Source organism: Streptomyces nymphaeiformis (assembly GCF_014203895.1).
GTDB lineage: Bacteria > Actinomycetota > Actinomycetes > Streptomycetales > Streptomycetaceae > Streptomyces > Streptomyces nymphaeiformis.
The window spans coordinates 60,658-72,346 of the sequence record NZ_JACHJY010000003.1; the positions used below are offsets into that span (position 1 = coordinate 60,658).

General features: G+C 74.9%; 10 protein-coding genes. 5 read left to right on the plus strand and 5 right to left on the minus strand.

The features are described from left to right. Window positions 1-69 precede the first annotated feature (69 nt). Genes GGE06_RS10505 through GGE06_RS10525 form a run of 5 tightly spaced genes read right to left on the minus strand, consistent with a single transcriptional unit; the run spans window position 70 to window position 6,000 of the window. Window positions 70-1,482, minus strand: coding sequence for an amidase (locus GGE06_RS10505; protein WP_184930673.1), 1,413 nt, complete (start codon window positions 1,480-1,482; stop codon window positions 70-72). A gap of 27 nt (window positions 1,483-1,509) precedes the next feature. Continuing rightward, window positions 1,510-2,193 carry an ABC transporter ATP-binding protein gene (locus tag GGE06_RS10510; RefSeq protein ID WP_116163191.1) on the minus strand — a complete coding sequence of 228 codons (684 nt, stop codon included), beginning with the start codon at window positions 2,191-2,193 and terminating at the stop codon, window positions 1,510-1,512. Then, window positions 2,193-3,929, minus strand: a complete 1,737-nt coding sequence (locus GGE06_RS10515) for a branched-chain amino acid ABC transporter ATP-binding protein/permease (protein ID WP_184930674.1) — start codon at window positions 3,927-3,929, stop codon at window positions 2,193-2,195. The genes GGE06_RS10510 and GGE06_RS10515 overlap by 1 nt, the downstream gene beginning before the upstream one ends. Then, on the minus strand, window positions 3,926-5,164 hold the full coding sequence (locus tag GGE06_RS10520) for an ABC transporter substrate-binding protein (RefSeq protein WP_116163187.1): 1,239 nt from the start codon (window positions 5,162-5,164) through the stop codon (window positions 3,926-3,928). The genes GGE06_RS10515 and GGE06_RS10520 overlap by 4 nt, the downstream gene beginning before the upstream one ends. Next, window positions 5,125-6,000, minus strand: a complete 876-nt coding sequence (locus GGE06_RS10525; protein WP_184930675.1) for a branched-chain amino acid ABC transporter permease — start codon at window positions 5,998-6,000, stop codon at window positions 5,125-5,127. Before GGE06_RS10525 ends, GGE06_RS10520 begins: the two co-directional genes overlap by 40 nt. A gap of 268 nt (window positions 6,001-6,268) precedes the next feature. On the opposite strand from GGE06_RS10525, the gene GGE06_RS10530 reads away from it, so the two are divergent. The 5 genes from GGE06_RS10530 to GGE06_RS10550 all read left to right on the plus strand — a co-directional run bounded on the left by GGE06_RS10530 (window position 6,269) and on the right by GGE06_RS10550 (window position 11,651). Beyond that, complete coding sequence (locus tag GGE06_RS10530; RefSeq protein WP_116163183.1) at window positions 6,269-7,228, plus strand: helix-turn-helix domain-containing protein; 960 nt, start codon at window positions 6,269-6,271, stop codon at window positions 7,226-7,228. A 129-nt stretch (window positions 7,229-7,357) separates the two neighbouring features. Beyond that, window positions 7,358-7,951 (plus strand): DUF4328 domain-containing protein, encoded by a 594-nt coding sequence (locus GGE06_RS42440; RefSeq protein ID WP_116163181.1) that lies wholly within the window; start codon window positions 7,358-7,360, stop codon window positions 7,949-7,951. A 300-nt stretch (window positions 7,952-8,251) separates the two neighbouring features. Beyond that, a complete protein-coding gene (locus tag GGE06_RS10540; RefSeq protein WP_116163178.1) occupies window positions 8,252-8,902 on the plus strand; it encodes a helix-turn-helix transcriptional regulator in 651 nt (216 codons plus the stop codon). Then, a complete protein-coding gene (locus tag GGE06_RS10545; RefSeq protein WP_116163176.1) occupies window positions 8,902-9,519 on the plus strand; it encodes a Pvc16 family protein in 618 nt (205 codons plus the stop codon). The genes GGE06_RS10540 and GGE06_RS10545 overlap by 1 nt, the downstream gene beginning before the upstream one ends. After that, the gene (locus GGE06_RS10550; protein WP_184930676.1) at window positions 9,516-11,651 is read left to right on the plus strand and encodes an ATP-binding protein; all 2,136 of its coding nucleotides are present in this window, start codon (window positions 9,516-9,518) and stop codon (window positions 11,649-11,651) included. The genes GGE06_RS10545 and GGE06_RS10550 overlap by 4 nt, the downstream gene beginning before the upstream one ends. Window positions 11,652-11,689: the final 38 nt, after the last annotated feature.

The following is an 11,689-nucleotide window of genomic DNA, read 5'->3' on the forward strand; positions in this document are numbered from 1 at the left end:
GGGGGCCGGTTCCCTGGGTGGGGGAACCGGAGGCGGCGGGGTGGCGCTCTTGCGTGCGCGGTCCGGGGCTCAGCCGGAGTAGCGCGCGGGGCGGCGCTGCGGCCAGCCGTCCAGGGCCTCCAGTTCGGCGGCGACCCGGATCAGGGCGGCCTCGTCCCAGGGGCCGGCGATGAGCTGGCTGCCGACGGGGAGGCCCTCGGCCGAGGCGAAGGTGGGCAGGCTGACGGCGGGCTGGCCCGTGATGTTGCAGATCGAGGTGAAGGAGATCATCCGGGTCTCCGTGGTGCGCGGGCCGCCGGGGTCCGCGTTGGCCTCCTTGAGCAGCGCGTCGACCGGCGGCGGCAGGCAGGCCATGGTGGGGGTGAGGAGCAGGTCGAACTCCTCGCCCCACTGCGCGCGGACCGCGCGGGCCTCCTCCGCGAGCAGGGCCGCGGCCCGGGTGTACTCGCCCGAGTGCTTCCCGGTGGCCCGCTCCATCCGGAACCGGAGGTGCGGCTCGGCGAGTTCCGGCTGCTGGTACGGGGCGGCCCAGAGCGCCGCGTCGAGGACGGTCTGCGCGTACCCGGTGATCGCCTCCTCGCTGAAGAAGCGGGGGGAGGCGGGGGCGACGTGGTGACCCAGGCATTCGAGCAGCCGGGCGGTGTGCTCGGCGGCCTCGACGCACTGCGGGTCCACGGGGAGGCCGGTGGGTGCCGCGGTGAGCAGCCCGATGCGCAGGCGCCCGCCGTCGAGGCCGACCTCGTCGAGGTACGGCCGGACGGGTGCGGGGGCCTGGTACATGGCCAGCCGGTCGGGGACGGACATCGCGTCGAGCAGCGCGGCGGCGTCGCGGGTGGTGCGGGTGATGGCGCCCTCGACGGTGGCGTGCTCCCAGCCGGGTGTCTGCTGCGGGACGCGGCCCCGGCTGGGCTTGAGGCCGAGCAGTCCGCAGGAGGAGGACGGCATGCGGATCGAGCCGCCTCCGTCGTTGGCGTGGGCGACGGGCGCGAGCCCGGCGGCGACGGCCGCGGCGGCGCCGCCGCTGGAGCCGCCCGCCGAGTGCTCGGGGCTCCAGGGGTTGCGGGTGCTGCCGAAGCGGCTGTTGTCGGTGGTCGAGAGGAGGCCCATCTCGGGCGAGTTGGTGCGGCCCATGAGGAGGAACCCGGCGTCGAGGAGGCGCCGGACGACGGGTTCGGTGAGGGTGCGGGGCCGGTCGTCGACACCGTACGAGCCGTACGTGGCGGGCTGCCCCTCGACCTGGGTCAGCTCCTTGACCGGGACGGGCACGCCGTGGAACGGCGGGAGGGGGCCGCCGTCGGTGACGGCCCGCTCGGCACGGCGCGCGGCGGCGAGGACGGCCTCCTCGTCGAGCCAGGTGAACGCGGCGAGTTCCGGGTCGTGCTCGGCGATCCTGCGGAGGTAGGTCTCGGCGATCTCGACGGGGCTGAGGTCACGACGGCGGACGGCGGCCGCGAGGTCGGTGGCGGAGGCGAAGGGGTCCATGGCAGGGGCTCCAGTGGGGTGGGGCGGTCAGCGGACCGCGAGGAGGTCGTCGAGGCGGTCGCGCAGGCCGGGGCCGTTCGGTGCGTCGAGGACGACCCGGCCGGCCTCCATCACCACGACGTGCCGGCTGTGGTCGAGGAGCGCTCCGGCGTGCTGGTCGACGAGGAGGACGGCCGTCCCGGCGGCGGCGATCGTGCCGAGCGCCTCCAGGACGTCGGCGACCACGGAGGGCTGGAGGCCCTGGGTGAGTTCGTCGACCGCGATCAGGGTCCGGCCGGCGAGCATCGCCCGGGCGATGCCCAGCTGCTGTTTCTGCCCGCCGGAGAGCGTGCCGGCCTGCTGCCCGGCGCGGTCGGTGAGCAGCGGGAAGACGGTGTGGGGGTCGACGGCGGGGACGGTGTCGCGGCGGCGGGCGAGGCGGAGGTTCTCGGCGACGGTGAGCGCGGGGAACACGCCCCGGTCCTCGGGCATGAGCGTGGCGCCGGCCCGGGCGAGGAGTTCGGGCCGGCCCGGGGACAGGGCGCGTCCGTCGAGGGTCACGGTCCCGCCGTGCCGGTCGGCGAGACCGAAGACGGTCCGCAGCAGGGTCGTCTTCCCGGCGCCGTTGCGGCCGATCAGGGCGGTGATCTCGCCGGCGCGCACGGTCAGGTCGGTCGGCCGTACGACGGCGGCCTGTCCGTATCCGCCGGCGAGGCCCGTCAGTTCGAGCATCAGCGCGCTCCCAGGTAGGCGGTGCGGACGGCGGGGTCGGCGGCGACGGTGTCGAGCGGGCCGCGGGCGAGGACCCGTCCCTCGGCGAGGACGACGACCTCGTCGGCCAGTTCCCGCACGATGTCCATGTCGTGCTCGACCACGAGCAGGGCGCAGCCGGTGCGCCGGTTGACCTCCCGGAGTTCGCGGGTGAGGCGGCGCGCGTCGTCGGGTCCGAGGCCGGCCGCGGGTTCGTCGAGGAGTAGCAGTCGGGGTCCGGAGGCGAGGACCACGGCGAGTTCGAGGCGGCGCCGGTCGGCGAGCGGGAGGGCGCCGGCGGGCCGGAGCTCGTCCTCGGCGAGGTCGCGGAACTCGGCGGGCGGTTCGGCGGGTTCGGGCGCCTCGATGCGGGCGAGGCGGAGGTTGTCGGCCGGGGAGAGTTCGGCGACCACGCTGGGGATCTGGAACATCCGGCCGACGCCGAGCCCCACCCGGCGGTGGACGGGCAGTCCGGCCGCGTCGGCGCCGAAGAGGCGCAGGGTGCCCGCGTCGGGGGCGAGCTGTCCGGCGACGACGTTGAGGAAGGTGCTCTTGCCGGCGCCGTTGGGTCCGATGAGGCAGACGCACCGGCCGGCCTCGACGGTCAGGTCGACCCCGGCGAGCACCTCGACGGGGCCGAAGGACTTCCGGATGCCGGTGACGGCGAGGGGGAGACGGTCGCCCGCGCTCTCCGAAGCCGTACGGTAGGGGGCTCGGCGGGACGCCGACGGAAGCCGGACGTCGGGTCCGGGGCCTGCCAGCCAACGGCGCGGGGCGGCGGTGAGGCCGGCGGGTGCGACCTGGACGACGAGCAGGAACAGGGCGGCGAGGGCGAGGAGGTACCAGCCCTGCCAGGTGGAGCCGAGGTACTGCTGGCCGACGGTGACGGCGACGGCTCCGGCGAACGGCCCCACCGTGGACTCGCGTCCGCCGAGCGCCAGCCAGATGAGGACGGACGTCGACAGGCCGAGGCCGAACACCTGCGGCGAGACGAGCCCGGCGACGGGTGCGTACAGCGCTCCGGCGAGGGCGGCGACGGCCGCGCTCACGGCGAAGGCGGCGGTGCGCACCCTGGTGGTGTCGATGCCGCTCTGGGCGGCCCGCTCGGGGTTCCGGGAGGCCGCGACGAGGCGGGCGCCGAACCGTCCTCGTACGAGAAGGACTCCGCAGGCGCCGACGACGGCCGCGACGGCGCCGAGCGTGACGTAATAGGAGGTCACGACGTCCGGCCCGGAGACGGAGAGTCCGTTGGTCCCGCCGGTGACCGGGGCGAGGGTGGTGGCGGCGCGCTGGAGCAGGAGTCCGACGCCGATGGTCAGGAGGATCAGCGGCGCGTCGGGGACCGGGGCGGCCAGGCCGATGCGGACGACGGGCACGGCGATCAGCACGGCGGCGGCGACGGCCGCGGCGACCGTCGCCGTCCACGGGAGGTGGTGCTCCTGGGCGAGGGCGACGGCGTACGCGCCGAGCCCGAAGAACGCGGCGTGTCCGACGCTCAGGAGTCCCGCCCGGCCCCAGCTCAGGTCGAGGCCGTAGGCGAACAGGCCGTGGCACAGGCCGAGGGTGAGGGTGGCGACGGCGAAGGCGTCGAGGCCGAAGGGGGCGGCGAGGAGGGCCGCCCCGGCGAGGCCGGGGAGCGCGAGCCGCAGCGTGCGCCGGATGCCGCGGGTGGACACGGCGGGAGCGACGGGGGCGTTCGATGCTGCGGGGACGGTCACGAGCAGCCCTTCTTCGGGGTCGTGTCGGTGACCATCGGGTGGGTCCGGGTGACGGTGTACGCGCCGTCGCCGCCGATGGTGACCTCCCTCATGTCGGCCTGGAGCACGTGGTTGGCGGCGTCGAAGTGCGTGCCCTTGCCCAGCGGGCTGTCGTAGGACAGTCCGCCGATCGACTTGTTCACGGCCTCGGGGTCGTTCGAACCGGCCTTCTCGGCGGCTGCGAGCAGGAACTTGACGCCGAAGTAGGCGTTGCCGGCGACCTCGGGGACGGGGGCCTTCCACTGGTGGGCGGCCCGGTAGTCCTTCACGAAGGCGAGGCTCTCGGCGTCGTCGAGGCGGTCGCTCCAGCGCACCGTGTGCGTGCGGCCGGTGACGAGCGGTCCGAGCGCGGGCTGGAAGTCCGCGTCGAGGGACGCGCCCTCGAAGCCGATCTTCGGGGTGAGGAGGCCGAACTGCTGCGCCTGCTTGGCGAAGGTCACCGCGTCCGCGCCGACGACCATGGAGAGCACGGTGTCGGGGGCGGCCGACTTCAGGCGGCCGATGACCGGCTGCCAGTCGGTCTGGCCGAGGGGGCTGTACTCCTCGGCGACGACGGTGCCACCCGCCTTCTTCACGAGTTCCCCGGCGACACCGGCGTAGAAGTGGGGGTAGTTGTAGTCGGAACCGACGAGCGCGACCTTGGTGCCGTGCTTCCGGACCAGGCCGGGCACGGTCGGGGTCAGCATCTGCCGGGTGGACTCGCCGAAGCCCCACTGGTAGGCGAAGCAGTGTTCGGTGTCGCCGAGGATGGCGGTGCCGAACGGCACGTGCGCCTCGTCGGCGACCCTGCCGACCGCCTCGGCGGTGTCGCCGGTGATGGTGCCGAAGAGCATCGTCACCTTGTCCTGGCGGACGAGCCGGCGGGCGAGTTGGGTGGAGTTGGCGGGGTCTCCGGCGTCGTCCACCACGACGTACTCCACGGGGCGGCCGTGCACGCCTCCGTCGGCGTTCACCTTCCTGACCGCCAGTTCGAGGCCGTTGCGCAGGGCCGTTCCGACCTGGGAGACGGGGCCGGTGAGCGGGACGACCACGCCGATCTTCACCGGCCCGCCGGTGGCGGGGGCGTCGTCGTCGGAGAGCGCCGCGCCCTGGCAGCCGGTGAGGACGAGGGCGAGGGCGGCCGCCAGAGCCGGCGCGGTGGTGCGGAGCGCGGGCGTCATGCGGCGCTCGCGGGCGCGGGGGTACGACGGAACCATGCGGAGAACCTTCCGATCCAGGGGCGTGAGCGCAGTGCGGCGATCGCGACGACGACGGCGTAGAAGAGGGCTTCGGCGAGGGTGTCGGAGAGCCAGGTGCGGAGCAGTACCGACAGGGTGGAGATCAGCAGGGCGGCGCCCGCGGCGGTGGCCAGGGCTCCGGGACGGCTGAGGAGCAGCCCGAAGAAGACGGGGACGAGCAGGCCGAACCCCATGCTGGGGTTGACGGCGAGGACCGGGCTGTAGAGGGCTCCGGCGAGCACCGCGAGCAGGCCGCCGAGGGTGAAGGCCGTGGCGCGCATGCGGCGTGGATCGGTGCCGAGCAGTGCCGCCATGGCCGGGTTGTCGGCGACGGCCCGCAGCCTCAGGCCCCAGTCGGTGCGGTGGGCCGCGAGCAGGACCAGGGCGATGACGGCGGTCGCGGTCAGCGCGCAGACCAGCCGGTACGTGGGGTAGGGGGTGCCGAGGACGTCGAGCGTGCCCTCCACGGGCACGGCGACGGTCCGCGAGGTCCCGGTGAAGAGGAGCTCGGCGCCCTGCCGCAGCGCCATGCCGAGACCCCAGGTGACCAGCATGGCGGCGAGGCCGTCGGAGCCGGGGCGGCGAAGCAGCAGCCGCTCGACGACCAGGAGCAGGGGCGCGCCGGCGGCGAGGGCGAGCAGGGTGCGGAGCCCGAAGGGGGCGGCGGTCGCGGTGGCGGCGACGTAGGCGCCGGTCATGGCGAGGTCGCCCTGGGCGAGGTTGACCACCCGGGTCGCGGCGAAGATCACCGCGATGCCGACCGTGAGCAGGCCGTAGAGGCCGAACTGGCCAAGGATGGCCAGAAGTACATCCATCTGTTACCGCCTCTGTGCTTCCGGGTGCAGCGGGGACTCTGCGAGCATCTGGCAATCCCGCGCCGGGCACTGGTCCGTCAGCGCAGAGTTCTGTGCCGGCAGTGCGCGGACCGGACGGCGCGAACGGGGCGTGCGGTGCGGGGCCGCACCGGGTGCGTGCGGTGCGGGGGCCGGACCGGGTGTCCCCGGTGCGGGCCGGGCCGGTTTTCTCCGGTGCGGGGCCTGATCGGGTGTCCCCGGTGCGGGCGGGTGCGTGAGGGGGAACGACATGCCGGTGGAGCGCCGGGACGACGGCAATCTGGTCTTCGGCTATCTCGACACGGCGTCGGCGGACCCGTCGGGTGCCTCCGACACGGTGCTGGTCCGGGCCCGGGCGGGCGACGAGGGGTACGCCGCCGACATGCGGCCGAGTCGGTTCGGCGCGCTCAGCGGCTGCGACATCAGCGGGGACCAGGAGATACGGGTGATGCCCCGGCCCTCCCCCGCGGCGCCGCGGCCTGGCCATCTCCTCGGCCTCCTCGTGGCGGGGCGCGGCGAGCTGGAACAGGACGGGCGGCGGGCGGCGCTGCTGCCGGGCGACTTCGTGCTCTACACGGGCGCGCGGCCGTTCCGGCTCGAACTCGGCGACTCCCACCGGTACTTCGTCCTGGCCCTGGACGCCGGTACGGCCGGGCAGCTGGCGAGGGCGGAGGGTGCGGTGACCGCGAACGCGGAGCTGCCACGCTCGCCGAGCGGCCGGGTGCTCTCGGCGGTCGTCGGCGAGCTGGCCGAGCGGGCGCAGGGGTTCGGCCCGCTGGCCCGCCGGGACATGGGCGAGCACGTGTCGGCGATCCTGCGCACCCTGCTGCGCGAGACGGGCGGCGCCGGGCCGGCGCTTGGGTCGGGCTCGGCGGGCGTCATGGACCGGATCCTCACGTACGTCGACGAGCACCTGGCGGAGGACCTGTCACCGGGGACGATCGCGGCGGCGCACCACATCTCCGTACGCCATCTGCACGCGCTCTTCCGGGAGTCGGGCGTGACGGTGAGCGATCACGTGCGGCGCCGCCGTCTGGAGCGGATCCGCACGGACCTCGTCGATCCCGGTCTGGCGCACCTGCCCGCGTACGTCCTCGCGGCGCGCCGGGGCCTCGGCGAGGCGAGTCACTTCAGCCGGGTGTTCCGGGCGGAGTTCGGTCTGTCGCCGCGTGCGGTACGGGAGCAGGCGCGCGTCCGCACCGAGCCGTGACGGCACCGCGCGGAGGGCCTCCTCTCCCGCGGCCGCAACTCTGTGGACACCCCGGGGGCGCGCACCTACGATGCCGGTGATCACCGCCGCCACCCACAGGCGCGGAGGCACTTCCGGGGGGGCGGACCAGTGGACCAGTACAACGTGCCCGTGGGGCCGGCGGCCGTGAACGGACCCCGCTACCGCTTCCGCAACCCCGCCGGACCGGCCCTCGTCGTCCAGTGCCTGATCGCGACCTCGGCGCTCGCCGAGGCGTACATCATCGCGACCGGCCCCGACGCCCCCTGGCTCAAGGACGGGAGCGTCCTTCTCGGCGTGCTCCAGCTCGCCTGCTGGGCCTCGTTCCTGGTCTGGTTCCACCGCGCCCGCTGCAACGCCGAGGTGCTCGCGCCCGGCACCCACAAGTACGCTCCGGGCTTCGCGCTCGGCGCCTGGATCATCCCGCTCGCCATGTGGTGGCTGCCCCGGCGCATCGCCCTGGACGTCCGGCGCGCCGGCGGCCCGCCCCGCGACACCTGGCTGATCAACGCCTGGTGGTTCGTCTGGCTCTGCGACGGCCCGCTCTCGGTCGCCGTCCACCTCCTGGTGCTCCACCAGACCGAGTACCACAACCCGGTCGACCACGGCATCGGCATCCTGGACTCGATCCTGGCGATCGCGGTGATCCGCCGCATCACCGCCGACCAGCCGGCCGGCCCCCTCCCGTACTTCAACATGACCTGAGCCCGTCGGCGCCCTGCGGGACTCCCAAGTGGCGGGCGCCACACGGGAAGAGCGTTGTGGACGGCCCCGGTGTGCGGTTCGTGAACGCGGCAGCGGAGCGTTAGCGAGACGTGAGCACCGCGCGGGAAGCTGGTCGAGACCATCGTGGCCGGTGCACCGGCCACGGACCAGCAGACCACGGGGAGCCTCACCGTGCGTGGCGGTCACCGGCCGGGAGGCCGCCGCCGCCGCGCCGGCCGCCTCCGGGCGCCCGACCACGCCCGGACGGGAGAGGCGCGTGAGAAGGAGCAGGTAGCGGGAGTGCTCACCACACGGGTGACGGTGACCGTCCACGCGTCCGATCCGCTGAGCCGGGCCGGACTCATCAGCCATCTACGGCACCAGCCGACGATCGACTTCGTGCCCGAGCACGACGACGGGGTCCGGGGCGACCCCGCGGTCGCCGTGATGCTCGCCGACCGGATCGACGAACCCACCACCGCGGAGCTCCGGCGCCTCCTTCGCGGCCGCGACCAGCGCGTCGTCCTCGTCGCCCGCGAGCTGCGCGAACCCGACCTCCTGTCGGTCGTCGAGTACGGCGTACGGGCGATCATCTGGCGCCACCAGGCCACCGAGCAGCGGCTGTTGAACGCCGTGCACAGTGCGGCCCGCGGCGAGGGCGAACTGCCGCCCGACCTGGTCAGCCGCCTGCTCAACCAGGTGGGGCGCCTCCAGCGGGCGACGGCCGCGGGCACGGGCACCGGCGGGGCGGTGCCGCTGTTCGGGATGGCTCCGCGCGAGGTGGACGTGCTGCGGCTGCTCGCCGAGGGGCTCGACACCCGGCAGATCAGCGAGAAGCTCGCCTACTCCGAGCGCACCGTCAAGAACATCCTGCACTCGCTCATGACCCGTCTCCAGCTCACCAACCGGGCGCATGCCGTCGCGTACGCGCTCCGCGAAGGCTACATCTGATGATCCACGAGATAGACGAGGCGCTGCGCCGGCTGCTCGCTCCCGCCGTCACGGGCGAGATCGCCTTCGACGCCCCGACCCGCGACTGGGCGGCCCGCCGCAACACCCCCACGCTCAACGCCTACCTGTACGACATCCGCGAGGACGTGGCCCGGCGCGAGCGCGGTGCGGTGGCCGAGCGGGACGCCGACGGGATCGTGACGCGCAGGCGCCAGCCGCCGCGCTGGTTCCGGCTCTCGTACCTGGTGACCGCCTGGACCTCCCGGCCCGAGGACGAGCACCGTCTCCTGTCGGGCGCGCTGGCGCTGCTCCTGCCGCACGAGGTGCTGGCCGGGGACGCGGTGCCGGAGTCCGTACGGCCGATCGCCACGTCCCTGCCGCTCTCCGTCGCGGTGCCGCCCGCGGAGTCGCGCTCGCTCGCGGACATCTGGTCCGCGCTCGGCGGCGAGCTCAAGCCCTCGCTGGACGTCGTGGTCACCACTCCGTTCCCGGTCACCCCGGTGTACGAGGCGGCTCCACCGGTCACCGAGGGCGCGGAGGTCGTGGTGCGCGGCATCGACGGCGTACCGGCGGACTCCAGGCCCCGGATGCGGCGACGTGTCGGAGGTGGCGCGTGACCGGGAACGACCTCACGGGCCCGGCGGGCGTGCTCGGCCTGCTCGCCGCCCTGCGCGGCCGGGTCGCGGCCCTGGTGGACGCCCGCAGCGCCGGGGACCCCACGGCGGGCGATCCGATGCGCGGCCTGTACGTCACGGAGGACACGGCCCGCCGCATCGCGGCGGCGCCGGGGCCGGGGGCGGGGGCGTCTCGGGACGGCGGGGTGCCGTTTCCGGACGGAGGCGCCCGGGAGGGGGACGACGTCCCGGTTCCGGACCCGGGTGTCCCGGCAGGGGGCGGCGGCGTGCCGCTGCCGGGCGTGGGCGCCCCGGCGGGGGACGGCGGGAGCCCGCTTCCCCACACGGACGGCACCGGCCGCCTCACCGCCCTCTCCCGGGTCTTCGGGCTCACCGCGCTCGACGCGCACATCCTCGTCGCGGCGCTCGCGCCCGATGTGGACCGGGGTTTCGAGGCGTTGTACGGGTACCTCAACGACGACGTGGGCCGGCGCCGCGCCACCGTGGCGCTGGCCCTGGACCTCGCGGGCACCGGTCCCTTCGACGCGGCCGCCCGTGACCGCTTCCATCCGGCCGCGCCGCTGCGCTCCGGCGGTCTCCTGGAGGTCGAGGACGAGGACCGCCCGCTGCCCGGCCGGGCCCTGCGCGTGCCGGAGCGGGTGGTGGCGTACCTTCTGGGCGACGACGGACGACTCGACCCGCAACTGTCCTCCTCCGAGGTCGAGTTGCTGGATCCCTCCGGCGACGGAATCACAGCCCCCTCCCCGCTCGGCGCGCGGGTCGTCGCCGCCGGTCCCGTCACCGTCCATCTGCGGGAGCGCGTCCCCGGGGCCGCGACCGACGGAGTGGTGGCCGCGCTGCGCGCCGCCGGGCGGCCCGTGCTGCGCTACCGGCCGGAGGGCGTGGACGAGGCGGTGGCGCGGGCGCTGCTGCGTGAGGCCCGGCTGCGTGGCGCCGCCGTGGTCGTCGAGCCGCTGCCCGAGCGGCCCGGGGCGCTGGTACGCGTGCTGGCCTCGTCCGGGACGACGGTCGTCCTCGCCGGCACCGAGGCACCCGATCCCCGGTGGGCGCCGCACGCGGAGCTGATCGCGCTCGACGCGCCGGGCGGCACGGAGGGCCCGGGCGACCTCTGGCACCGTGAACTCGGCTCACTGGAAGTCGACTTCGACCTGGACGCGGCGACCGCCCCGTACCGTCTCAGCGGAGACCAGGTGCGCCGGGCGGCGCGTTCCGCACGGGCGCTCGCCGCGTTCGAGGGCACGGCGCTGACCTTGGCGCAGCTCCAGCGCGGTGCCCGGCTGGTCTCGGCGCCGCTGCTCGACAGCCATGCGCGGCGGATCCGGCCGGCCGTGGGGTTCGCCGATCTGGTGCTCCCCGAGGAGCCGCTGGGACTGCTGCGCGAACTGACGGGCCGGGCCCGCGACCGGGACAGGGTGCTCGGCGAGTGGGGGCTGCGGACGGGAGGCGGGCGCGGACGCGGTGTCGTCGCGCTGTTCGCCGGGGAGTCGGGCACCGGCAAGACGCTGGGCGCGGAGGTCGTCGCGGGCGAACTGGGCCTGGATCTCTACGTGGTGGACCTCTCGTCGGTGGTCGACAAGTACGTCGGCGAGACGGAGAAGAACCTGGAGCGGATCTTCGCCGAGGTGGACCGCACGGACTGCGTGCTCCTCTTCGACGAGGCCGACGCGGTCTTCGGCAAGCGGTCGGAGGTGAAGAGCTCGCACGACCGGTACGCGAACCTGGAGAGCGCCTATCTGCTCCAGCGCCTGGAGGCGTTCGACGGGATCGCCGTGCTCACGACGAACCTCAGGGCCAACATCGACGAGGCGTTCACCCGCCGTCTCGACCTGGTCGTGGACTTCCCGTTCCCGGACCCCGGGCAGCGCCTGTCGCTGTGGCGTTCCTGCCTGGCGGGCACGCCGAAGGCGGAGGGACTGGACGAGGAACTCGCCCGGTGCTCCCAGGAGTTCGAGCTGGCGGGCGGTGCGATCCGTTCGGCCGCGGTGACGGCCGGCTATCTGGCGGCGGCCCGCGGGGCGGCCGTGACCAGCGAGGACGTACGGGCCGGGGCGCGGCGCGAGTACCGGAAGGCGGGGCGGCTCGTCCCGGACGCGGGAGCGCCCTGGGCGCCGTGATCACGTGAACGAGGGGGCCACCCGTACGGGTGGCCCCC

What these genes read in the sequence shown, in the direction of transcription:
- GGE06_RS10505 (WP_184930673.1), bottom strand. Translation starts at nt 1,482, where the DNA reads ATGGACCCCTTCGCCTCCGCCACCGACCTCGCGGCCGCCGTCCGCCGT.
- GGE06_RS10510 (WP_116163191.1), bottom strand. Translation starts at nt 2,193, where the DNA reads ATGCTCGAACTGACGGGCCTCGCCGGCGGATACGGACAGGCCGCCGTC.
- GGE06_RS10520 (WP_116163187.1), bottom strand. Translation starts at nt 5,164, where the DNA reads ATGGTTCCGTCGTACCCCCGCGCCCGCGAGCGCCGCATGACGCCCGCG.
- GGE06_RS10525 (WP_184930675.1), bottom strand. Translation starts at nt 6,000, where the DNA reads ATGGATGTACTTCTGGCCATCCTTGGCCAGTTCGGCCTCTACGGCCTG.
- GGE06_RS10530 (WP_116163183.1), top strand. Translation starts at nt 6,269, where the DNA reads ATGCCGGTGGAGCGCCGGGACGACGGCAATCTGGTCTTCGGCTATCTC.
- GGE06_RS10545 (WP_116163176.1), top strand. Translation starts at nt 8,902, where the DNA reads ATGATCCACGAGATAGACGAGGCGCTGCGCCGGCTGCTCGCTCCCGCC.